This window comes from Acinetobacter kanungonis (assembly GCF_009939195.1).
GTDB classification, from domain to species: Bacteria; Pseudomonadota; Gammaproteobacteria; order Pseudomonadales; family Moraxellaceae; genus Acinetobacter; species Acinetobacter kanungonis.
Genome location: NZ_JAACKC010000004.1, coordinates 417,632 through 442,212, shown reverse-complemented (window position 1 = coordinate 442,212; position 24,581 = coordinate 417,632). Strand labels below are relative to the sequence as shown.

Below are 24,581 nucleotides of genomic sequence, written 5' to 3'. Positions count from 1 at the left end.
AGTGAGTCGTATGAATTTAATTCGACATGTCGCAGATGAATGCTGGAGTGTTTTGGCTGAGGTCTCTGATCCTGAAATTCCAGTTTTGTCAGTACTCGACTTAGGCATGATTCGTGGCGTTGAACTCAATGACCAGAATGAAATTGTCGTGCGACTCACGCCAACCTATAGCGGTTGCCCCGCAACGGATGTCTTAACGGCAGATATTACCCAAGCCTTTGCAGCCAAAGGTTTGACGCCAGTAAAAGTGGTGGTGGATCTTTCTGAAGTTTGGACCACGGATTGGATGAGTGAAGCTGGCAAAGAAAAATTGCAGCAATATGGCATTGCACCGCCGCAGGGTAATTCTCACAGTTGTGGTACGCATGTCGCTTTGACCGATGGCATTCAATGTCCGCGTTGCCACAGTCAGCACACCAAATTATTAAGTGAATTTAGTTCGACAGCATGTAAAGCCTTATATCGTTGCCAAGACTGCTTAGAACCTTTCGATTATTTCAAGTGCATTTAATTCAAGACATTTGCAAAGAACCCATGTCTCACACATTGAAAAATCGAAAAGAAAGAGGGAATTTTAGATGAGCCAATTTGTACCATTAACGATTAAATCCATTCAGCCACAAACTGAACAGGCAATTTGCATTGCATTTGATTTGGCACCTGAGCAGTTTGCTGCATTTGAATATCAACCAGGTCAACACTTAACGATTCGTCATATGACGGATGAAGGTGAATTACGTCGTTGCTACTCGATTTGTAGTGATGTGGCAGAAGACATGAGCATTGCGATTAAGAAAATTGATCAGGGTCAATTTTCAACGTGGGCGAATGATCACTTAAAGGCAGGTGATGTGCTTGAAGTGATGCCACCTCAAGGCGTGTTCTTCCAAAAAGCCGCGAAAGTCGGTGGTCAAAATTACCTTGGCTTTGCCGCGGGCAGTGGCATTACCCCAATCTTATCGATTGTGAAATCGGTTCTCAACCGTCAAGCGGATGCGCAGTTCACGTTGGTCTATGGCAACCGTTCTTGGAAACAAACCATGTTTGCAGAACAAATCATGGATTTAAAAGATCGTTTTAAAGAGCGTTTGCAACTGATCAACATCTTTTCTCGCGAAATGAACGACAGTGAAATTTTTAATGGTCGTATTGATGCAGAAAAATTACAGCAATTGTTTAAGGCTGAATTGATTAATGCCGACACGGATCATTGCTTTGCTTGTGGTCCAGAAGAAATGATGACAGCTGTGGAAACTGTACTTCCAGAATTTGGCATTGAACGTAGCAAAATTCACACTGAACGCTTTAATACAGGCACTGCGCCACGTGCAACTGCACAGCAGATCGAAAGCCGTAGCGAAGAAAAGGTCAACATTATTCTGGATGGTCGTGAACTGATCATTGAAGTGTCTAAACAAGATGACAGCATTTTAGATGCAGCGCTGCGTGCAGGTGCGGACTTACCGTATGCATGTAAAGGCGGTGTTTGTGCAACCTGTAAATGTAAGGTGCTTGAAGGTCAGGTCGAAATGGCGATCAACTATAGCCTTGAACAAGATGAAGTTGAGAAAGGCTATGTGTTGAGCTGTCAGGCATTACCAACGTCAGCCAATGTTCGTTTGAGCTTTGACGAATAAGTCTGAACAAGGAGCTGCAGCATGGAATACATTAAAACCAGTTCTCCAAAATCGGGCGTGGTACTGATTGAACTGAATCGACCTGAAAAACGTAACGCTTTAAACAATGCCACCTTGCAAGAAATTGCCGATTGTCTACAACAGCTCGAAGCGGATAGCGCAGTGAAAGTGGTGGTGATTACTGGTAATTCACAATGCTTTGCTGCAGGTGCAGACCTGAATGAATTGTCCAAGCTGGATGTGGTCAGCATTCAGCAGGACCTGCGTCCACAGTTGTGGAAGCGTATTGATGAGTTTTCTAAACCGCTAATTATGGCGATCAATGGCTATGCCTTTGGTGCGGGCTTTGAATTGGCACTGCATGGAGACATCGTGCTTGCGGGTGAAAATGCACAATTTGCTTTGCTAGAAATTGGTTTAGGGATGTTGCCAGGTGCAGGTGGCACACAGCGTTTAGCACGTTTGGTCGGACAGCAATTGACGATGCGTTGGGCGATGACGGGTGAAATGATTTCTGCGCAAACAGCTCTGCAACATGGCATTACCAGCCAAGTGTGTCCAGTCGGTTTAACCGTGCAATATGCCGTGGAATTGGCGGAAAAAATTGCCAAACAAGCGCCATTGGCGATCCGCGTGATTAAGCAATCTTTGAAATCGATTCATGAAGTGACCTTAAGCCAAGGCTTAAAGCTGGAACGTCAGCATTTTGTTTGGTTGGCGGCGACGCAAGATCGTCAAGAAGGCATTAATGCGTTTTTAGAGAAAAGAAAACCAGAATTTAGAGGTGTGTAATGGAATACCAAACAGTTATTGTTGAAGAAAAAAATGCAGTGGGCTATCTCACCTTTAACCGTCCACAGCAGCTCAACAGCTTTAATGAAACCATGCACAAAGAAGTCTCGAGCGTACTTAAAGCGTGGTCTAAAGACAGCACGATTCGTGCAGTGGTGATTTCTGCTGAAGGTCGTGGTTTCTGCGCAGGTCAGGACTTAAATGACCGTGTGGTTGACCCAAATGCCGATTCACCAGATTTAGGCTTGTCGATTGAAAAATATTACAACCCATTAATCAAACTGATTACTGAAATGCCAAAACCGGTGATCTGTGCCGTAAATGGTGTAGCTGCAGGTGCGGGTGCCAATATTGCTTTGGCATGTGACTTGGTGGTTGCTGCAAAATCAGCATCCTTTATCCAAGCGTTTTGCCGTTTAGGTTTGGTGCCAGATTCTGGTGGGACATGGTTCCTGCCACGTTTGGTCGGTCGTGCTCAGGCCATGGGTTTAGCCATGTTGGGCGATAAAATTCCTGCTGAACAAGCGGTGCAATTGGGCATGATTTGGCAAGTGGTTGAAGATGATGCCTTGAAAGCTGAATCACAAAAATTGGCTGAACATTTGGCGAAGCAACCGACTTATGGTTTATCGCTGATTAAGAAAGCCATTCATGCCGCTGCACACAATAATCTGGATGAGCAGTTGATTCTAGAGCGTGATTTACAGCGTTTGGCAGGTCGTTCAAGCGATTACCGTGAAGGCGTACAAGCCTTTATGCAAAAGCGTACTCCAGAATATAAAGGTTGCTAAAACATGGAAAAGATCAATTTACAGCAGGCTCCTGTCGCTGTAATTGGTGCAGGTACCATGGGAATTGGTATCGCCCAATTGGCTGCGATGCATGGGCATCCAACCTTTGTGTATGATGTGGATGCCAGCAAAACTGAAGCTGCGTTACAGCAACTTGCTGCACAACTCACAAAGCGTGTGCAAGCAGGAAAAATGACGCAGGAACTGTATGACAGTACTTTTGCCAATTTAAGCGTTGCGCATGAGTTAGCACAGTTAGCTTCTGCACAACTGATTATTGAAGCGATTGTTGAAAAGAAAGAAGTCAAGCAAAGCTTGTTTCAACAGTTGGCTGCAGTGTGTACTGAACATACAATTTTTGCATCGAATACGTCTTCAATTTCAATTACAGCCATTGCTGCTGCGATTCCACATCCAGAGCGTGTAGTGGGTTTGCATTTCTTTAACCCAGCACCTGTAATGAAACTGGTGGAAATTATCCGTGGCTTAAAAAGTTCAGTCGCAATTGCAGATGCCTTGTTGAGCTTGATGAAGTCATGGAACAAAGTGCCTGTCTTGGCAAAATCGACACCAGGTTTCATCGTCAATCGTGTTGCACGTCCATACTATGCGGAAGCTTTCCGTGCGCTACAGGAAAATGTGACACGTCCGGAAGAACTTGATTTTATTCTGCGTGAATGTGGTCGCTTCGCGATGGGTCCATGCGAATTAACCGATTTAATTGGTCAAGATGTGAATTTTTCAGTCACGCAAAGTGTCTATCAAGAATTCTTTTATGAGCCGCGTTATCGTCCATCGTTGATTCAAAAAGAATTAGTAGATGCAGGCTGTTTTGGTCGTAAAACCAAACAGGGTTTTTACGATTATGCTCAAGCAACGCCAACTCCACAGTATGAATTGCCTGTACGTTATGCCAAATCTGTTGAGAAATTGGCGATCACCGTGAAAGGTGATTGGAAGCATTCTTCTGGTTTGATTCAGCGTTTGGCACATGCTTCACATTTAGATGTGAAATTTGCTGAAGGTACACGTGATGAAATTTTGGTGGGAGAAGTGTCTCTTCGTCTTTCATTGGGTGAGTCGGTCGATCTGGATTATGCTGCTCAGAAAGTTGTACTGATGGATTGGCATGCGGACTGGGAACAAGCCAAAGCAATTCCAGTGGTGGCTTCAGTGGCATGTGCGGAAGTTGATCAGTCGATTGTTGATAATTTGTTCATTGGCATGAATGTGATACCACTATGGACACAGGATCATGCAGGACTTTATGTGTTACGAACCATTTCAATGTTAGTGAATGAAGCATGTGAAGCGGTGTTACATGATATTGCATCTGAGCAAGATATTGATTCTGCAATGAAATATGGTGTGAACTATCCGCAAGGTCCGTTCCAGTGGGCGGAAAAAATAGGATACAACACTATTTTACAAACTCTGAAAAATCTGTATCGTATTTATGGTGAAGAACGCTACAGACCAAGTATATATTTAGCGAAGAAAACTGCACGAGGAAACGTGCAAAACAGCCCGCAATCACAACAATTTCTTATTGCTGGCTAAAGGAAGAAGACAAATGGAACAGGTTTATATTTTAGATGGCATCCGCACCCCAATTGGTCGCTATGCTGGTGGTTTAAGTGGCATTCGTGCCGATGACTTGGCTGCATTACCGATTCAGTATTTGAAAAATCAACATCCACATTTACCTTGGAATGAATTGGATGAAGTGATTTTAGGTTGTGCCAACCAAGCCGGTGAAGATAACCGTAATGTCGCGCGTATGGCATCTTTATTGGCGGGTTTACCTGATTCAGTCCCTGCCATTACCGTGAACCGTTTATGTGCTTCGGGCTTAGATGCAGTTGGACTGGCAGCACGTGCGATTAAATCGGGCGAAGTACAGTTTGTATTGGCGGGTGGCGTTGAGTCAATGAGCCGTGCACCTTTTGTACAATCGAAAGCCACAACCGCATTTAGCCGTACGCCTGAAATATTTGATACCACGATTGGCTGGCGCTTTGTTAATCCAAAATTCAAAGCGAATTTTGGTGTGGATAGCATGCCTGAAACCGCTGAACACGTGGCTGAGAAATATCAAATTAGCCGTGATGACCAAGACTTGTTTGCTTATCGCAGTCAGCAAAAAACGGCAGTTGCACAACAAAATGGTGTTTTGGCTGAAGAAATTTTGCCTGTAACCATTCAAGATCGTAAGAAAAACAGCATTACCATCGATACCGATGAGCATCCACGTGCAGATACTACCGTTGATGCCTTGGCCGCTTTAAAAGCGCCTTTCCGTAAAGAAGGTGGTTCGGTCACTGCGGGTAACGCCTCAGGTGTTAATGATGGTGCAGCTTGTATGTTATTGGGCAGTCCAGAGTTTGCAAGCAAGCATGGTTTAAAACCGCTGGCAAAAGTGGTGGCAATTGCGCAAGCGGGTGTTGAAGCCAAATACATGGGTATTGGTCCTGTGCCTGCGGTACAAAAAGTATTGAAGCAAACGGGCTTAACGCTTGATCAAATGGATGTGATTGAACTGAATGAAGCCTTTGCAGCGCAGTCGCTTGCGGTGATGCGTGAACTCGGTTTGCAAGATGATGATCAACGTGTCAATCCAAATGGTGGTGCCATTGCACTGGGTCATCCATTGGGCATGAGTGGTACACGTTTGGTGATTACCGCCATGAAAGAATTGAAGCGTCGCAATGGAAAATACGCGCTCTGCACCATGTGTGTCGGTGTAGGACAAGGTGTCGCACTGATTATAGAAAATGTGGACTAAGGAAATAGTCTAAAACGGAATAACCCGCAGTCAGGATGACTGCACTAGGAGTACAGAATATGAATAACAATGCAATGGAAAAGATTGAAACGGTTTCAGTGGACGAGTTACGTAGTGTGCAATTGGAGCGCATGAAAAAGACACTGCAACACGCCTATCAAAATAGCCCAGTGTATAAGCAAAAATTTGATGAAGCAGGGGTACATCCTGATGATTTCAAATCTTTAGAAGACTTGGCCAAGTTCCCATTTACCACCAAAAAAGATTTACGCGATAACTATCCGTTTGGCATGTTTGCGGTGCCACAGGAACAAATTATCCGTATTCATGCTTCATCAGGTACTACAGGTCAGCCGACCGTGGTCGGTTATACCCAAAACGATATTAATGTCTGGTCAGATGTAGTGGCACGTTCATTACGTGCAGCAGGCTTATCGAACAAAGATACCATTCAAGTGTCTTATGGCTATGGTCTGTTTACAGGCGGTTTAGGTGCACATTATGGCGTAGAACGTTTGGGCGCAACCGTGATTCCAATGTCAGGTGGTCAAACTGAGCGTCAAGCACAACTGATTCATGACTTTAAGCCAACGGCATTAATGGTGACTCCATCGTACTGCTTAAATATTATTGAAGCGCTAGAAAAGAAATTTGGTACGGCAAAAGACTGTTCAATCAAAACCGGTATCTTTGGTGCAGAGCCATGGACCAATGAAATGCGCCGTGAGATTGAAGATCGCCTAGGCATTGATGCTTTGGACATCTATGGCTTATCTGAAGTGATGGGTCCGGGTGTGGCGATGGAATGTCTTGAAAGCAAAGACGGTCCAACCATTTGGGAAGATCATTTCTATCCAGAAATCATTAACCCTGAAACTGGCGAAGTATTACCAGATGGTGAGTTGGGTGAGTTGGTATTCACGACGATTACCAAAGAAGGCATGCCTGTGATTCGTTACCGTACCCGTGACTTGACCCGCTTATTGCCAGGTACTGCGCGTACTATGCGCCGTATGGATAAAATTGTCGGTCGTAGCGATGACATGATGATTATTCGCGGTGTAAATGTGTTCCCATCACAAATTGAAGAACAGATTTTGCATATTCCACAATTGGTGCCGAACTACCAAATTCAAATTTGCAAACAAGGACACTTGGATACTTTGCATATTCGTGCTGAAATGCGCAAAGATGTGAGTGAAACGTTAACTCCGCAAATTGCAGCCTTATTGAAAACCCAGATCAAAACCATGGTCGGTATTTCAGTGATGGTTGAAATTTTACCAGAAGGCAGCCTGCCACGTTCTGAGGGGAAAGCGCAACGCGTCTTTGATATTCGAAAATCGGCATAAGTTTTAGTTGAATGATAGATCACATGATTTATCATTCTGATCTGACAAGGTAATAGTTGAACGCAATGAATCTCAAATTAAAACAAGTTATTGATGATTTCATTAACAACGAAGCACTGAGCGGTACCTCGCTGATTATGACCATCTTTGGTGACTGTATTTTTCACCGCGGTGGCATTATCAGCCTTGCCAGCTTAATTCAGTTAATGGATGTGTTTGGTTTTAACGAGCGTTCGGTTCGTACAGCCGTATTCCGCCTTGTCCAGAATGGTTGGCTGATTTCCGAGAAAATCGGACGGACCAGTTACTACCGTGTCACGGAAAGCAGTCGCCAACGTTTTATTATGGCAGACCAGAAAATTTACAGTTTCACGCAACAAGAGTGGGACCAAAAATGGGATCTGGTGTTGCTCAGTTCGGTCGAACTAGAAAATAAAGTCACCCTGAAAAAAGAGCTGGAATGGCTCGGTTTTGCCAATATTGCCACCAATGTCATGGCGTATCCGGGCTGTGACCATCTCAAACTGCAAAACCTATTATTGGGTTTAAAGATGACTGACCAAGTGGTGATCTTTAAAGCCGAAGCTTTGCAAATCTGGCAAGAATCTTACCCAACGGTCAAACGCATGGTCGAAGTGAACTGGCCTGTGCAAGAACTGCATCAGCGTTATGAAAAATTCATCAGTGATTTCAGAGAATTCTTTAATTTGGTCGACAGTGATGAAGAACTCAATCCGATGCAGGCCTTCCAGATTCGTATTTTATTGATTCATCAATATCGTCGAATTTTACTCAAAGATCCGAATTTACCTTTTGAATTATTGCCATCGAACTGGCTGTCGCTGAATTCACGTAATTTGAGCAGTAATCTGTATCAAACCGTAGTGTTAGCAGGCGATGAATTCTTTATGGACATTGCGCGTACTTCAGAAGGTTCAATGCCACCTGCACATCCGCAATTCTATAAGCGTTTTGGTGGCTTAAAGCAGGAAGAGCCGAGCTACTAAGCAGATAAAATAGACTCACAGTTTAAGGAATAAACTATGCCGTGTTATGCCATTGATGGTGTCATTCCCGTGGTCAGTCCCAAAGCTTTTGTGCATCCGACTGCGGTGCTGATTGGCGATGTAATTGTCGAAGATGGGGCTTATATTGGTCCATTCGCAGCTTTACGTGCAGACTTTGGCGGGATTCATATTCATCAAAATGCCAACGTGCAAGATTCCTGCATCATTCATGGTTTTCCGAATAATGTCACCGTGGTGGAAGAGTTCGGGCATATTGGACATGGTGCAATTTTGCATGGTTGCCGTATTGGTAAAAATGCCTTGATTGGTATGAACAGTGTGATTTTGGATGAAGCTTATATTGGTGAAAATACCATTGTCGGGGCCAATAGCACAGTGAAAGCCAAAGCCGACATTCCTGCTAATTCGATGGTGGTGGGGAGTCCTGCGCGTGTGATTCGGACTTTGGAAGCCAAAGAAATTGCATGGAAATTCAAAGGCACACAGCAATATATGGATTTAACCGCACGTAGTCTGAGCACAATGCAAGAAGTTGACCCTTTAACTGAAAATTCGGCTGAGCGTTTAACCCATAGTCATTTTAATTCTGATCATGTGATCAAGAGTCACGCCAGCTAAAAAATAACGCATCAGAAGAGTAAGGCTGTTCTGATGCGTGCCTCTCTACCAAGTAAAAATCATGCTGTTCATTTCCATAATTCATATCCTTTAGCTGACTTTCACTTATAAAAATTAACGCAAAATTTACGCCAACCTCTGTTTTGCATATAGAGAATTTACGCGCCTGATTTCCATACTAATGCTGACCTATTTTCGATGGCATTTGTTATGTGGGAATTTATTTCCGTATTTATTCTGGCATTGCTTTTGGCTTATCCGCTTGGATGCTATTTGGCCAATATCATGCAAACCAAACCCATGAAAAGCGATGTGCTGTTCAATTGGATTGAACGTCCTATTTATGCTGCCTTGCATATTCGTGCGCAGGGCATGACGTGCCGACAGTATTTAACAGCGTTTGTCTGTACCAATATTCTGCTGTTAATCACGAGTATTGCTGTGCTGATGACCCAAGCATGGCTACCATTTAATCCCGATCATATTCCAAATATGCAGTGGGATTTGGCATTACATACCGCTATTTCATTTTTAACCAATACCAACCAGCAACATTATTCGGGACAAGCTCAGCTGTCGTATTTATCACAAATGACTGTGATTGTTGGTCTGCAATATTTATCGCCATTGTTGGGGCTAGCCATGCTGGTGGCGATGTTAAGAGCGTTGTTTTTACAACCTAAGACTCAAACAGCACAAGGCAAAACCACATGGGACAAGATTAATTTGGGCAATTTTTGGATGGACATCATCCGTCCTTTGTTGCGCTTTTTTATCCCTTTGGCGATGCTATTTTCCTTGTTGTTCACCTTTCAAAGTGTACCTTCTACACTGTCCTCTGGTCCAGTAGTACAGGTACTCGATCAACAGGCTAAAGTTCAAACTCAGCATATTCCACTAGGTCCAGTTGCGCCAATGGTGGCGATTAAACAGTTGGGCAGTAATGGCGGAGGCTGGTATGGACCGAACAGCAGTGTACCACTAGAGAATCCAACACCGTTTTCCAATGTTTTAGAAATGCTGGCCATTTTACTGATTCCATTATCAGTAATAGTTATGCTTGGGCGTTTTATTCAGCGTCCAGCATTAATGTGGATGATCTTTGGCAGCATGTTATTGATGTCATTGAGCTCAACCGCGCTCAGTTTTTGGACCGAACAATCTTCCTTAGCTGCCAATACCGCATTGATGGAAGGTAAAGAAATGCGCTTTGGGGCAGAAGCCTCGGCATTGTGGGCAAGTTTGACCACGCAAGTGAATAATGGTTCGGTCAATATGATGCATGATTCTGCATCCCCACTGACAGGGTTGGTTGCACTGTGCAATATGCTGATTAACGCCATTTGGGGTGGTATTGGCTGTGGGCTATTACAGTTCTTTATCTATCTATTTTTAGCGGTATTTATCGCGGGATTAATGACAGGGCGTACCCCAGAGCTGTTTGGTCGAAAAATTGAAGTGACTGAAATCAAGCTACTGGCTTTGGTCATTCTGTTGCAGCCTGTGGTGATTTTAGGCTTGACTGCCATTGCGATTGCATTCCCTGCACTGACAGGAAACTCCAACCCTGCATTTCATGGCATTAGTCAGGTGTTTTACGAGTATGTTTCCGCCTATGCCAATAATGGTTCAGGTTTTGAAGGGCTGGGCGATAACACGGTGTGGTGGAATTTAAGTGCCAGTGTCGCTTTGTTGGCAGGGCGCTATAGCGTACTGATTATTCCAGTCCTGATTGCAGTGAGTTTGGCAACTAAACCTCAAGCACTCGCAGGTAAAGGTTCACTTCAAATTGAGTCGGTGACCTTTGCACTGACCATGGTCGGTATCGTGCTGATTCTTACAATTTTGCAATTTATGCCTGTAATGGTTTTAGGACCCATTGCAGACTATTTGACGATTCAAAATTAAGGTGGAGCAACTACAATGCAACATTCCAATGCGACACAACTTGATATTTTAAATAAAGAAATTGTTCAGCAAACTTTTTATAAATTGCTCCCACAGTATGCATTTAAAAATCCTGTCATGGCATGCGTATGGTTAGGAACACTGTTCAGTTTTATTGCAACGGTGTTGGGAACCACCAGTTTGGTTTTTGGCTTGCTCATCAGCCTAATTCTGTTCATGACGGTACTGTTTGCCAACTATGCCGAAGCCGTGGCAGAAGCTAAAGGGCGTGGACAGGCCGCATCCTTACGTCAGGCACGTGAAAACTTGATGGCGAACCGCGTGGCAAATCCAAATGCTGAAGCAGAGGTGATTTCTGCCAACCTGTTAAAAAAAGATGATTTGGTTGTGGTTCATGCAGGTGAAATTATTCCTGCGGATGGTGAGATTATTCAGGGTTTTGCCACTATTAATGAATCTGCGGTTACAGGTGAGTCTGCACCCGTGTTACGTGAAGCCCATACGGATCGTTCAGGGGTCATAGGTGGAACCAAAGTTTTGTCTGACCGCATTATTTTACGAGTTAGTAGTGAAGCAGGACATAGCTTTTTAGACCGCATGATTGCTTTGGTTGAAGGTGCAAACCGTCAAAAAACACCGAATGAAATCGCCCTCAGCATTTTACTGAATATTATGACCATCACTTTTGTGGTGGTGGTGGCGACTTTGCCATTTATTGGCGCGATGGTGGGCATTAAAATCAGTCTGGTATTGCTGGTGGCGCTGCTGGTGTGTCTGATTCCGACCACGATTGGTGGCTTGTTACCTGCAATTGGGATTGCAGGCATGAACCGAGCCTTAAAAGCCAATGTCTTGGCAAAATCGGGGAAAGCAGTCGAAGTTGCAGGTGACATTGATGTGCTGTTATTAGATAAAACAGGCACCATCACCTATGGTGATCGCCAAGCGACAGCTTTTCATACGGTACAGGGTGTTTCCATGCCACAGTTACGCCAAGCTGCGTTGCTATCTTCTTTGGCAGACCCGACCCCTGAGGGCAAGTCAATTGTGAAATTGGCTCAGCACCAAGGGGAATCCGCTTCGTCAGATCTGCAGATGGAGTTTATACCTTTTAGTGCTCAGACCCGTATTTCAGGGGTAGATTTGGCAGATCGGCGTCAAATTCGTAAGGGGTCTTATGATGCGATTTTACAACTTCCACATCAAAATTCATCGGTACACGCTGAATTAAAACAGATTGTGGAAAACATTGCACGTCAAGGTAAGACGCCATTGGTAGTCATGGATCAACAGCTACTTTTAGGTGTGATTGAACTGTCGGATGTGATTAAGCAGGGGATTAAAGAACGTTTTGCATTGTTGCGTGAAATGGGCATTAAAACCATTATGGTCACAGGGGATAATCCACTAACTGCTGCTGCGATTGCTGCCGAAGCTGGGGTGGATGATTACATCGCAGAAGCCAAACCTGAAGATAAATTGGACTGTATTCGCAAGGAACAGGCTGCGGGTAAATTGGTGGCGATGGTGGGGGATGGTACCAATGATGCACCTGCATTGGCACAGGCAGATATCGGCTTGGCCATGAACTCCGGTACGCAAGCGGCAAAAGAGGCGGGCAATATGGTGGACTTGGACTCTGACCCGACCAAGCTGCTGGATGTGGTTGAAATTGGTAAACAACAATTGATTACCCGTGGCGCACTGACTACATTTTCATTGGCCAATGATGTCTCGAAATACTTTGTAATTTTGCCTGCATTGTTTGCCGTGGCGATTCCACAATTAGAGGTGTTGAACGTTCTCCGTCTGAGCAGTCCGCAAAGTGCCATTATTTCTGCGTTAATTTTTAATGCCTTAATTATTCCGATGCTGATTCCACTGGCATTAAAAGGGGTGCAATTCAAACCTGCCAGTGCCTTGCAACTTTTACGTCGTAATATGCTCATCTATGGCGTGGGTGGTGTGATCTTTCCTTTTGTGGTCATCAAATTGATTGATCTTGTTGTGTCATCGTGGATTTAGGAGCTAAACATGAATACCTTACTCGAACTTCCCTTATCTCATCAGTCACAGTCTGTATTGCGTCCGACTATCGGTTTAATCTTAGTGGGATTCTTGATCGCAGGGATTGGCTATTGCAGTGTTAGTGTTTCTCTGGCGCAGTGGCTGTTCCCCGTACAGTCGAATGGGAGCGTGCTTGAGCAAAATGGTAAAATGATAGGCTCACGACTGGTTGGGCAGCAATTTGTCAGTCCGCAGTATTTCCATGCGCGCCCGAGTGCGGTGAATTATAATGTCGAGGCGATGGCAGGCAGTAATCTGGCAGTTTCTAATCCAGAATTACAACAATTGATAAGAGAAAGAGCCAAGCAGTTTGCGCAACAAAATCAGGTGGCTGAACAAGATGTCCCTTTGGAAATGCTTGGTGCCTCAGGTAGTGGCATTGACCCCGATATTTCGCCTAAAAGTGCCTTGTTACAGGTCAACCGTATTGCCCAGCAGCGTCAGTTAACTGTACAAGAAGTTCAGGCTTTGGTTCAACAGCATATACAAACACCACAGTTCGGAGTGTATGGGCAAGCCCGAGTTAATGTTCTGGAGCTGAATTTGGCTTTAGATCAGTTGTCCTCTAAAACAATAACAGAGTAGCGCGTACCTTATGCAGATCGACCGTAACAGCAAAGCAGATGCATGGTTGGCTCACAGTCAGCGTGAGCAATCGGGGCGTTTAACCATTTTCTTGGGGGCGGCACCAGGTGTAGGAAAAACTTATGCCATGCTGAGCCGTGCCCATGAGTTGATGCAACAGGGGCATCAGGTGGTGGTAGGCGTGGTGGAAACCCACGGTCGGTCTGAAACAGAGCGTTTAATTCATGGATTAAATGTTATTCCGAAAAAGCAGGTGAGCTATCAAGATCGTCAATTAGAAGAAATGGATCTGGATTGCCTCTTGCAGCTCAAGCCTGACATTGTGTTGGTGGATGAACTGGCGCACCGTAACATTCCCAACAGTCGGCACGAATTTCGCTGGCAAGATGTGAATGAGTTGCTTGATGCAGGCATTAATGTCTACAGCACCTTGAATATTCAGCATCTGGAAAGTTTGAATGATGTGGTCTATCAAATTACAGGCATTCGGGTACGTGAAACAGTGCCCGATGCGTTACTGAAGCGCCTGAAAGATATTCGTCTGGTCGACTTACCTGTACCTGAATTGCTGGAACGCATGCATCAGGGCAAAATTTATCTGCCTGATGTTGCACCGCAAGCCTTACAGGGATTTTTTAAACCTGCACACCTAACTGCTTTACGTGATTTAGCCATACAAACCGTGGCGGGGCAGGTCGAATTAGACTACCGTGAAAAGTTTATTGCACAAGGGCAAATTGTTCCGATACAAAATCATGTGCTGTTAGCGATTGATGGTTCGGAGTACTCGGAAGATTTGGTGCGCCGTGCCCATCGCATTGCCGAGCGTCGCAATGCTAGTTGGAGTGTGATTTCCATTCAAAAAAGCCAAGCGGAATCATTACAGACACTGGCGGTGACCAAAGCCTTTCATTTGGCACGCAAACTGGGTGCAGAAACCAATTTGTTGTATAGCAATCATATTGCGACTGCCATTTTACAGGCGGCTTATGATCATGGGGCATCCAATATTCTATTGGGAAAAAGTCCGCAAAAGTCGCTGTGGCAACGTCTATTTTCAGACCATATTGCCGATCAACTGTTAGAACAACAGCACCCTTTTGAAATTACCTTTGTGCAGCCGTTAAAGGAAAAAAATGTCGCAACAACCCGACAAACTTCGGCGGCGACATCATCTTTATTTGGACAAACAGAGTCGGATAATGTCAAAGAAATCCGCGAAAGTGTGTTGATTGTGCTGGCGGGTTTTGTGGCTGCCATGATCAGTGATCATTTTATTGGCTATACCGATTTGGCGCTGATTTTTATTGTGACTGTGCTGTTGGTGGCAATGCGTACGCGCATGCTGATTACCAGTATTAGTGTGTTTTGCTGTTTTCTTTTATATAACTACTTCTTTATTGAGCCGCGTTATACCTTTAGCATCAGTGCCGAGCGCGGGGTCATTACCATTATGACCTTTATGATTACTGCACTGTTGGTCGGGCGTTTAGCCAACCGTTTAAGGGTACAGGTGTTAAATTTACGTGCCGCCAATTCACTATCGCTCCAGTTGCAAGAATTGGAGCGTAAGCTGTCGAGTTGTGTCGATATTCCTCAAGTATTGAATATTGCCAAACAGCATCTGGAACATGTCTTGAATGCGCAAATATGGCTGAAAATAGGCACAGTAGAAACGGAACGACCGTCCAGCCTGAATGAAAAAGACCTAATCGCAGCAGAGTGGACTTTAAAAAATGGCAAATCTTGTGGGCGTTTTACCCAGACTTTAAGTCAATCGGAATGGTGGATGAATCCCTGCTTAGTGGGAGATGAGCGCGGAGTCATCGCCATTCGTTTTTATCTGAACATCACCACGATTAGCTATGAACAACAGCGTTTGGTCGAACTCATGATAGAGGACATTGCCCAAACCGCCGCAAGGATTCAGCTTTCACAACAACTGGAAAACTCGCGTGTAGTCGCCGAAACCGAGAAATTACGCTCGGCCTTGTTGTCTTCGGTTTCACACGATTTACGTTCGCCCTTGGCTGCAATGATTGGTTCGGCAGACAGCTTAAAATATTATGGCGAGCAGATGTCAGAACAAGATCGGCTGAGTCTACTCGACACCATACATATAGAAGGTGAGCGCCTAGACCGCTATATCCAAAACCTGTTAGACATGACCCGTTTGGGACATCAGGGTTTAACACTGGCAAGAGCTTGGATATCGGTGGAAGAATTGGTTGGTTCGGCGACTCAGCGTTTAAAACGCTATCAACCGCATATCCATATCGAAATGGAATTACCATCCGATTTACCTGACTTGTATGTGCATCCTGCATTAATTGAACAAGCACTTTTTAATGTATTGGAAAATGCCGCCAAATTTTCTCCTGAAGAAGTACCTATCTCAGTTGCTATTCAACAATTTGACGAAGTTCTACAAATTGATATTGCCGATCAGGGCGTGGGGATTCCTGAAGCGGAGCGTGAGCAGATTTTTGATATGTTCTACACCATGCAACGCGGAGACCGTGGTAAAACTGGTACAGGCTTGGGCCTAGCGATTGTGAAAGCCATTATCGGCGCACATATGGGCAGCATTGAAGCCTTGGCGGGCAGCTATGGTCAAGGCACCTTAATTCGCATACGATTACCCATTCAACAGGAGCAACCCTAAGATTTATGCCACACTCCAGCCCACTTCAAGGTTCAATTTTAATTATTGATGATGAACCACAGATTCGAAAGTTTCTCGACATTGCTTTTCGAGCGCAGGGCTATCAAGTGCTGATTGCCGAGAATGGCATGCAGGGGCTGGAAATTTTGGCTTCACGTGGAGCCGATGTGGTGATTTTAGATTTGGGTTTACCCGACTTAGACGGACAAGAGGTACTGAAAGAGCTGAGACAATGGTCAGAGGCCCCCGTGATTGTGCTGTCTGCTCGTCCTGATGAACAACAAAAAATTATGTTATTAGATGCAGGTGCAAATGACTATGTCACTAAGCCCTTTAGTATTCAGGAGCTTTCTGCCCGTATTCGGGTCATGTTCCGCAACAAACCACAACAAGCTGCACAGAATGTGGTATTTGATGATGGTCAGTTATGGGTCGATGTGGCTGAACATAGTGTCAAAATGGCAAATCAAGACATTCTACTCACCAAAAAAGAATTTCAATTATTGGCTTTATTAATTCGTCATCAAGGCAAAATCGTGCCACAAAAGCAAATTATGACGGAGCTTTGGGGTAGTACTCACGAAGAAGACACGCATTATTTACGCATTCTGGTCAAAAAGCTAAGAACAAAAATAGGCGATTCGGCATTGACCCCAAAATATATTCACACCATCGCAGGCTTAGGGCTGCGTTTTGAAGCTTAATCTAAAAGACTTATTCGTGTATTGAATCACTTTGGTTCACCCCCCCCCCCTTTATTTTTGAAACAAACGTGCACATTTCTAATGCCCGATAAAGAAAACTAAGCAGTTTCCATATCAATTAAAAATGGAAAGTTTGGCAATCGAGCTAGAGGCGAAGAAACGTTAGGAAATTAAGCTTCACCAACTGAACCTGCACTAGAACTGCAATTTAGTCGGAATCTTTTGCAGAAATCACATTATTTACTGTCAAATCTTGCAATACCTAAGCTTAGAGGTGGATGAAAATGACATTGAGCATTTGGAAATGCTGCGCTAAGTTCACCAACAAGGCTTGAGTAAAGTTTTAAATTCTTTGCTCTATGTGGTGCATGGATATGCTTCTCATTTTGAAGTATTTGCTCGTGAGCAATACTAAAAAACTGATCACGATAGCCCCTAAGCCATATGATCGCGTTTATGGAAAAACGGTAACTTCACGGAATGATGCCGTGAGGTGGTTCAACAATAATGGAAAAAAATGAAGGATTCATTGATGACAAGTTTACAAGCCCTGCAAAGTCTTAAAGAAGTTGTGTCTGAAACCGAATGGGAAGCACGCTGCCAACTGGCAGGTTTATATCGCCTAATTGCGCATTTCCGCATGACGGATTTAATTGATACCCATATCAGCTTGCGTGTACCGGGCGAAGAAGGGCATTTCCTGATTAATCAGTATGGCATTCCGTTTGAAAAAATGACGGCTTCGCATTTGGTGAAAATTGATTATGAAGGCAAAATTGTTGCGGAGTATGATCAAGGAAAAATGGTCAATACGGCGGGCTTCGTGATTCACTCAGCCATTCATGATGCACGTAAAGATGTGCACTGCGTGATTCATACCCATACTGCGGATGGGATTGCGGTTTCTGCACAAAAACACGGTTTGTTGCCACTGTCACAACATGCTTTGAAGTTTTATAACAAAGTCAGCTACCACGAATATGAAGGCGTGGCACTGTTGACCGAAGAACGTGAGCGTCTAGTCAAAGACTTGGGACAAAACCGCGTCATGATTTTACGTAATCATGGTTTGTTATCGACAGGTGATAGCATTCAACGTGCTTTCCACGAAATTTACTTCCTAGAGCGTGCTTGCCAAGCGCAAATTAAAGCCATGGCAGGAGGCGCAGAATTACATCTTCCTTCCGAAGCCGTGCGTCAACACACCACGCAGCAATTTGAAGGTGAAATCATTGAGATGGTGATGCTGAAAGCATGGAATGCAGCACTGTCTTTAATTGAGCATCAACGCGAAGAATATTGCTCTTAAGCGTTTCAAATTATTTTCCTGAGCGTTGTGTTACAGCTAAACATTGCCCAAGGCTTATTCATTCAATGACATTGTCGGAATGAATAGGCCTTTTTTATTCGTATTCACTCAATATACGTGACTGACCAGAGTGTTGAATTTTAAAAAAAGATTTTTCAAGCAGATAAAGCCAGCCCGTGAATATTACCCATTTCAAAATGAAGAGGACTTAAAAAACCAAGCATCACACCTCAGCGCATAGTTTTATATAAAGTGCTGTTTTTACGAGTGAATATTTTTTTAATTTATGTTTGAAAATCAAGCGAAAAACCTAGTGAAAGCGAGATTAAAAAGTGATAAAAATAATATAAAATTTATAACACAAAAGCGATAACATGAAAAAAAACAGCACTTCTTTCCCTTATGATGCTTGGAGCAGTAAGCACAATGTCCAATGCAGCAATTCCCGATAAATTAGCAGAAGATGCTTATCTGTACGGCTATTCAATAGATGAAGCCTATAAATTTTTCTATGAAACGGCAGTAGAAACCAAAACTCCCTTAAACCGTTTCCAAAACATTCGCCATATCGCAGACGATACCTATACCGCACCCCCCACCATCAATAACGATACCCTGCATTTAATGGGCTGGTTAGACCTGGGCGCTGAACTTGTGATTGTGAGTATTCCAGATTTTGACCAAGGTCGTTACTGGATTCTGCACACTATGGACATGGGACACTAGACTACCGCGATGATTGGTGCGCGTACCCGTGGCACCAAAGGTGGTCGTTTCATGTTCGCGCTTAAAAACTGGAAAGGCACAGTCCCAGACAGTGTAGATGAAGTGATTTATGTCGATTCTGATTTGCAGAAAATGATGGGTCGTATTATGGCGACGGGCAAAGAAGATGAGAAAAAAGCCCTCAACTATATGGACCAATGGAACATTCGTACCTTATCTGAATATTTAGGTGTCGCGGGACCAGAGCAAAAAGTCAGAACTTATCCAGACCCTGCAAAAACCTCTTGGTTAGAGCGCGTCAACTTCATGTTGTGTGAAGGCACCATGGCGGAAGCAGATAAGAAATGGGTGAGCCAATACAAGGCGATGGGAATTGCGCCATGTAATTATAAGTTAACACAAGAGCAACTCGCTGCTGCAAAAGTGGGTGAAAAGCTCGGTATGCAACATATTATCGATCTTGCTCCGAAAATGACCAATGCAGGTAAATTACTGGGTATACGTGCACAACTGGGCGATGCACAACGTGATCTATTTGCAGAAGGTACATATTTAGGTCAATGGGGCTTACCACCAGATGAAACCGTTTACTTAAAAACTGAAGTGGGTTCAGACGGTAAAAAAATTAACGGTTCCAATGGGAAGAAATACAAAATTCATTTCAAAGCACCAAACGTGAGCTAGTTCTGGTCATTTACCGTTTATGGTTCGGATGACCGACTCATGGCACACAATAAAATGAACCGTCATAGCCGTGGTGACCGTACCCTTAAACCAGGTGCAGACGGTATGTACACCATTGAACTCAGTTCAGATGAAAAAGCCAATGCCAACAATCCGAACTACTTGCCAATTCCAAACAAAGACTGCTACATCATTTTACGTATGTACGGTCCAGATAAGGCAATTCAAGACGGCAAATACCCAATGCCAGTCGTGCAAGTGGTGAAATAAGCCTAACTGATTTTACTTAAAAATCTTTTTAAATAGTCCTCGCATGAGGGCTATTTTTATTTATATAGTCATTTAAGAATTGGTTACAGGAATATATTTTAGAAAAATACACTGTTCCAGTATGATGGCATTTCCAACAATAAAATATTGAATATCAATTGGAACTTTATAATGAAAGGTACATTAGCAGATTTTAACTTCCAGATTAATGAAGGTGTGATTCAAGGGGACGATGGTAAGCGCTATAGCTTCTTTGGTTCAGAGTGGAAAGACCAAACCTCTCCCGCACGTGGGCAATATGTCGATTTTTCAGTCAATGATTTAAATCAGGCTGTTAGTATTTATGTGATGGCATTTGCTCGCCAACCCGCTTTTTCAGCAGTAAATAATGCACATTCCGAACAGTTACAAGCCGAAGAAAATTTTGGTTTCTTCGACTGGTCAATGAAATGTTTAAAAAATTACGTCAATTTTTCAGGGCGAGCGCGCCGTAAAGAATATTGGTATTTTTATTTGTTCCAAATTTTAATTGGACTGATTCTGGGAATAAGTTTGGCAATTATAGGCGTGAGTGACGCTGGTATAGATGCAATTTCTGGCTTACTTTCATTGTTCTTTTTATTGCCATCTCTTGCTGTTGGCGCACGTCGTTTGCATGATGTGAACCGTTCAGGTTGGTGGATGCTGTTGGCACTGACCATTATTGGGCTTATTCCATTGTTGATTTGGTCTGTAATGGAAACCAAGCCTGAATCGAACCAATGGGGAGAGCCAGCGAAGTAAATATATGCATTAAGACTTGATCTGACAGTGACATTTTTCTAGTGTTGCTGTTAGATGAGTTGAATACCTTTTACCTCAAGATGAATTGCTATTTTTGATTGATATTAGTGGTAATCAGTGCCCCTTTTTTGTTGTTGGATTGGAGCAACGAGGGAAGTCAAAAAGGCTTAAATATTGATAAAATTAGAGCGAAACAGTGCAGAAATAAGTAGTTTATTTATTAATCTTTACAAGTCAATTTATTTTTTGATTGAGGCTTTTTTTATTTAGTTTTAGTGATTAGGAAAACTGAGGTTGAAATATTTGATATTTAATAAAAATTAAAAATTTGCTATCTTTAAAATATCTTCTATAGAAATTTTTAACACAGATATATTATGTTCTTTATAAGTATTGATGGTGATGATATTGGGCAAAAAATAACTGCTTCTTATTTAAATAATGACATGGATAGCCTGAAGGAAATCAACTGTCTAGTTAATCATAAAACTCATCAAATTGCTGATTTTTTATCAAATATTGGTTTTACAATTATGTTCTGTGCAGCAGATGGTGTCGCGGGATTCATAGACAATGTACAAATAGATGAATTTGAATTATTCGATGAGATAAAGGCTTTTATAGGTAATGAAATAACTTTTTCTATGGGCGTCGGCGCAAGCATGCGTGAATCTTATATCGCATTATTGTCTGCCAAAAGTCATGGGAAAGATCGTGTCCATAGCTACAATGATTTAAAGGGATAACATATGGGTAAAATAATTAATATTTACTCATTAATTAAATATATTGTAACTATTACAATTATTGTTAGTTTATGTATTTACTATGGAGTTAGCTATATTTATAAGCCAATATCATTTTATCGGCTTATTACAATCGCACCTTGGGTTTGCCTTTTCATAATTTTTTTATTGAGCAACAGTACAATTAGTAGACTAATATGGGGCTTAATAGGTTGGTTTAATAAAAGTTTATATCCAGACTTGAATGGTCATTGGGAGGGAAAAATTACAACTGAAAATAATTTAGAAATCCATGTTAGAGCAACAATTATTCAAACCCTTTCAAATACTCAAATTAATATTCATACTGAAACTTCTAAATCAGAGACACTAGAAGCAACCCCATCCCATATTCATGGGACATCAAAACTTTTCTATTTGTATAGATCCATCCCTAAAACGCCTTCTTGGAGTATCTATACAGGCATGACAATTTTTGATATTCGTAGAATAAATTTTAATAATGCACAAACATTAGAGCTATCTGGTGCTTATTTTACTGATAGAAAAAGTGTGGGAAGGATTTCTTTAGTACAAAAAGGTACTGATATAAATAAAGATATTTCATTTTATTAGAAATAAATTAATCAAAGAGCAGGGTGCTCTTTGATTAATATAAAAAATTAATAGTCTACTTAAGAAACTTTATCACCAGCTTTAGCGCCAGATTCAGGTGAAATTACCCAAACACCTTCGCCATTACCCGCTGCAAGTACCATCCCGTTAGAAATACCAAAACGCATCTTACGTGGCGCAAGGTTCGCCACCATCACCACCAATTTGCCTTTTAAGTCTTCTGGTTGGTAAAACTCACGAATACCACTAAACACGTTACGCGGTTCAGCTTCACCAACGTTTAAAGTCAATTGAAGAAGTTTATCCGAACCTTCAACCGTTGCCGCTTCTAAAACTTCAGCAACACGAAGGTCAACCTTCATAAAGTCTTCAATGCCAATAATTTCCGCTTCACCGACTTTAGGCTCAGGCTTTTTCTCGGCTTTCTTTTCTTTTTTCTTTTCAGCTTTTACAGGTTCAGCAGCAGGCGCAGCTAAAGAGTCTTTAGATGCATCCACCATTGCAGCAACCGCTTTAGGGTCTACACGTTGCATTAATGGTTGGAACAATGCAATTTCATGATCCACTAATGCAGTTTTTGCTGATGCAAAGTCAAAGCGATCTAACTTCAAGAAGTCTTGTACTTGAGCCGCTAAAGTCGGAAGGACAGGCGCTAAGTACACCGCCAATTGACGGAATAGGTTAATACCCACAGAACATACATCGAGAACTTGCTGTTCTTCGCCCTCAATTTTCGCTAAAGCCCAAGGCTTTTTCTCATCAATGTACTGGTTGGCTTTATCCGCAAGCGCCATGATTTCACGAATCGCAGTCGAGAATTCGCGAGCTTCATAGGCTTTGGCAATCGAATCGCCTGCATCAATAAAGCTTTGTACCAATTCAGGCTCCGCACATGTTGCAGATAACTTGTTATCAAACTTGGTATTAATGAATTTTGCACAACGGCTGGCAATGTTTACTACTTTACCGACCAAGTCCGAATTCACTTTTTGTACGAAGTCATCAAGGTTCAAGTCTGAATCTTCAACTTTGTCCGAAAGTTTAGATGCGAAGTAGTAACGTAAATATTCAGGGTTTAAGTGCTGTAAATAAGTTTCAGCTTTAATGAAGGTACCGCGAGATTTCGACATCTTCTGACCATTCACGGTCAAGAAACCATTCACGAATAAACCCGATGGGGTACGGTAGTTGGCACCTTCAAGCATTGCAGGCCAGAACAACGCGTGGAAGTAAACAATGTCCTTACCAATGAAGTGATAAACTTCATTTTTAGAATCTTTTTTCCAGAAATCATCAAAGCTGAGTTCAGGACGTTTGGTTTTAATGTAGTTTTCAAAACTTGACATATAACCAATCGGGGCATCAACCCAAACGTAGAAATATTTGTTTGGTGCATCTGGAATTTCAAAACCGAAATAAGGCGCATCACGAGAAATATCCCAATCTGCCAAACCTGCTTCAAACCATTCATCTAATTTGTTGGCAATGGAAACAGGTAAACGACCTTCATCACGGGTCCACTTCTGTAAATATTCACCAAAGTTTGGCAATTTAAAGAAGTAGTGGTCAGAAGATTTCTCGACTGGTGTCGCACCGCTTAAAGTCGATTTCGGATTCAACAATTCAGTAGCGTTGTAAGTCGTACCGCACACTTCACATGAATCGCCATATTGATCTTCCGCCTTACATTTCGGGCAAGTGCCTTTAATGAAACGGTCAGACAGGAACATGCCTTTTTCAGGATCAAACAATTGTGAAACTGGGCGAACTGCAATGTTGCCTGCTTCGCGGTTTTTGACATAAATTTCAGAAGCACGGGCACGGTTGGTGTCGCTATGGGTTGAATCATAGTGGTCAAAGTGCACACCAAAACCGTCAAAGTCACGAATGTGTTCTTTTTGCACATTGGCAATTTGTTGTTCTGGGCTAATGCCGTTGGCTTCAGCACGCAACATGATTGCCGTACCGTGAGCATCATCCGCACAGACATAAGTCACATCATGTCCCATTGCACGCATGGCGCGAACCCAGATATCTGCTTGGATATAACCGAGTAGGTGACCCATATGGATCGGACCATTGGCGTATGGAAGGGCGTTAGTGACTAAAATATTGCGCACGGATATAACTCTCTCATTCGTAGTTAATGCAAGGGCATTGATTTTACCTTAGTTGCTGCAAAGTTGCATAAGGGATTGCGTGAATTCTTTGCAAATCCATCAGACTTTAGCGCAAGGGCAAATAAAAATAACAGCCAACAAGAAAACCTCAGGCTTTTCTATCTCTACATCTAAAGCTTAAAAATAGGAAACAAAGTTTGAAGAACAGAGGATTCAGATGCTCCAGATGACAGGGTATTGAGGGTGCAGTAAGCCAGATGACTTGCAGAGATAAAGCCAAGGATTGAAGATCAATTCACCTGCGCAACATTCTGTAGCGTCTTTGTTTCAATATGCTGTTTTGTATTTTATTCAATACAGATCACGGTATAACTATAGGGAGATGCCATAACAGAA

At 42.8% G+C, this 24,581-nt stretch carries 19 protein-coding genes and 2 pseudogenes; 20 read left to right on the top strand and 1 reads right to left on the bottom strand.

What is annotated here, in order from left to right; genetic code table 11:
- Window positions 1–10 precede the first annotated feature (10 nt).
- From paaD to GWK51_RS10210, 20 genes and pseudogenes are all read left to right on the top strand, one after another.
- Window positions 11–511, top strand: coding sequence for a 1,2-phenylacetyl-CoA epoxidase subunit PaaD (gene paaD / locus GWK51_RS10300; RefSeq protein ID WP_100242700.1), 501 nt, complete (start codon window positions 11–13; stop codon window positions 509–511).
- Window positions 512–578: 67 nt separating this feature from the next.
- A complete protein-coding gene (gene paaE, locus GWK51_RS10295; RefSeq protein WP_161933623.1) occupies window positions 579–1,637 on the top strand; it encodes a 1,2-phenylacetyl-CoA epoxidase subunit PaaE in 1,059 nt (352 codons plus the stop codon).
- A gap of 21 nt (window positions 1,638–1,658) precedes the next feature.
- Entirely contained in the window at window positions 1,659–2,429 is a 771-nt protein-coding gene (locus GWK51_RS10290; RefSeq protein WP_161933622.1) for an enoyl-CoA hydratase-related protein, read from the top strand.
- Window positions 2,429–3,220, top strand: a complete 792-nt coding sequence (gene paaG / locus GWK51_RS10285) for a 2-(1,2-epoxy-1,2-dihydrophenyl)acetyl-CoA isomerase PaaG (RefSeq protein WP_161933621.1) — start codon at window positions 2,429–2,431, stop codon at window positions 3,218–3,220. The genes GWK51_RS10290 and paaG overlap by 1 nt, the downstream gene beginning before the upstream one ends.
- A 3-nt stretch (window positions 3,221–3,223) precedes the next feature.
- A complete protein-coding gene (locus tag GWK51_RS10280; RefSeq protein WP_161933620.1) occupies window positions 3,224–4,780 on the top strand; it encodes a 3-hydroxyacyl-CoA dehydrogenase in 1,557 nt (518 codons plus the stop codon).
- 13 nt (window positions 4,781–4,793) lie between these two features.
- On the top strand, window positions 4,794–6,005 hold the full coding sequence (gene pcaF / locus GWK51_RS10275) for a 3-oxoadipyl-CoA thiolase (protein ID WP_161933619.1): 1,212 nt from the start codon (window positions 4,794–4,796) through the stop codon (window positions 6,003–6,005).
- A gap of 59 nt (window positions 6,006–6,064) precedes the next feature.
- Complete coding sequence (gene paaK / locus GWK51_RS10270) at window positions 6,065–7,357, top strand: phenylacetate--CoA ligase PaaK (protein ID WP_100242737.1); 1,293 nt, start codon at window positions 6,065–6,067, stop codon at window positions 7,355–7,357.
- Window positions 7,358–7,422: 65 nt separating this feature from the next.
- On the top strand, window positions 7,423–8,364 hold the full coding sequence (gene paaX / locus GWK51_RS10265) for a phenylacetic acid degradation operon negative regulatory protein PaaX (protein WP_161933618.1): 942 nt from the start codon (window positions 7,423–7,425) through the stop codon (window positions 8,362–8,364).
- A 36-nt stretch (window positions 8,365–8,400) separates the two neighbouring features.
- Window positions 8,401–9,003, top strand: coding sequence for a DapH/DapD/GlmU-related protein (locus GWK51_RS10260; RefSeq protein WP_161933617.1), 603 nt, complete (start codon window positions 8,401–8,403; stop codon window positions 9,001–9,003).
- Window positions 9,004–9,213: 210 nt separating this feature from the next.
- Complete coding sequence (kdpA, locus tag GWK51_RS10255) at window positions 9,214–10,911, top strand: potassium-transporting ATPase subunit KdpA (RefSeq protein ID WP_161933616.1); 1,698 nt, start codon at window positions 9,214–9,216, stop codon at window positions 10,909–10,911.
- 15 nt (window positions 10,912–10,926) lie between these two features.
- Window positions 10,927–12,936, top strand: coding sequence for a potassium-transporting ATPase subunit KdpB (gene kdpB, locus GWK51_RS10250; protein WP_161933615.1), 2,010 nt, complete (start codon window positions 10,927–10,929; stop codon window positions 12,934–12,936).
- 9 nt (window positions 12,937–12,945) lie between these two features.
- A complete protein-coding gene (kdpC, locus tag GWK51_RS10245; protein ID WP_161933614.1) occupies window positions 12,946–13,563 on the top strand; it encodes a potassium-transporting ATPase subunit KdpC in 618 nt (205 codons plus the stop codon).
- A gap of 10 nt (window positions 13,564–13,573) precedes the next feature.
- Window positions 13,574–16,228: a sensor histidine kinase gene (locus tag GWK51_RS10240; RefSeq protein WP_161933613.1), complete on the top strand. Its 2,655-nt coding sequence runs from the start codon at window positions 13,574–13,576 to the stop codon at window positions 16,226–16,228.
- A 5-nt stretch (window positions 16,229–16,233) separates the two neighbouring features.
- Entirely contained in the window at window positions 16,234–16,932 is a 699-nt protein-coding gene (locus GWK51_RS10235) for a response regulator transcription factor (protein ID WP_161933612.1), read from the top strand.
- Between the two features lie 532 nt (window positions 16,933–17,464).
- Window positions 17,465–18,241 (top strand): class II aldolase/adducin family protein, encoded by a 777-nt coding sequence (locus GWK51_RS10230; RefSeq protein WP_161933611.1) that lies wholly within the window; start codon window positions 17,465–17,467, stop codon window positions 18,239–18,241.
- Window positions 18,242–18,643: 402 nt separating this feature from the next.
- Window positions 18,644–19,651: pseudogene (locus GWK51_RS10225) on the top strand (DUF1254 domain-containing protein).
- A 12-nt stretch (window positions 19,652–19,663) separates the two neighbouring features.
- Window positions 19,664–19,921, top strand: a pseudogene (locus GWK51_RS16625) (DUF1214 domain-containing protein); the annotation flags it as partial.
- Window positions 19,922–20,092: 171 nt separating this feature from the next.
- A complete protein-coding gene (locus GWK51_RS10220) occupies window positions 20,093–20,704 on the top strand; it encodes a DUF805 domain-containing protein (protein ID WP_161933610.1) in 612 nt (203 codons plus the stop codon).
- Window positions 20,705–21,081: 377 nt separating this feature from the next.
- The gene (locus tag GWK51_RS10215) at window positions 21,082–21,450 is read left to right on the top strand and encodes a mCpol domain-containing protein (RefSeq protein ID WP_161933609.1); all 369 of its coding nucleotides are present in this window, start codon (window positions 21,082–21,084) and stop codon (window positions 21,448–21,450) included.
- 3 nt (window positions 21,451–21,453) lie between these two features.
- Window positions 21,454–22,065 (top strand): Cap15 family cyclic dinucleotide receptor domain-containing protein, encoded by a 612-nt coding sequence (locus GWK51_RS10210; protein ID WP_161933608.1) that lies wholly within the window; start codon window positions 21,454–21,456, stop codon window positions 22,063–22,065.
- Window positions 22,066–22,124: 59 nt separating this feature from the next.
- Here the strand turns inward: GWK51_RS10210 and metG are convergent, their stop codons facing one another.
- Window positions 22,125–24,185, bottom strand: a complete 2,061-nt coding sequence (gene metG / locus GWK51_RS10205; RefSeq protein ID WP_161933607.1) for a methionine--tRNA ligase — start codon at window positions 24,183–24,185, stop codon at window positions 22,125–22,127.
- Window positions 24,186–24,581: the final 396 nt, after the last annotated feature.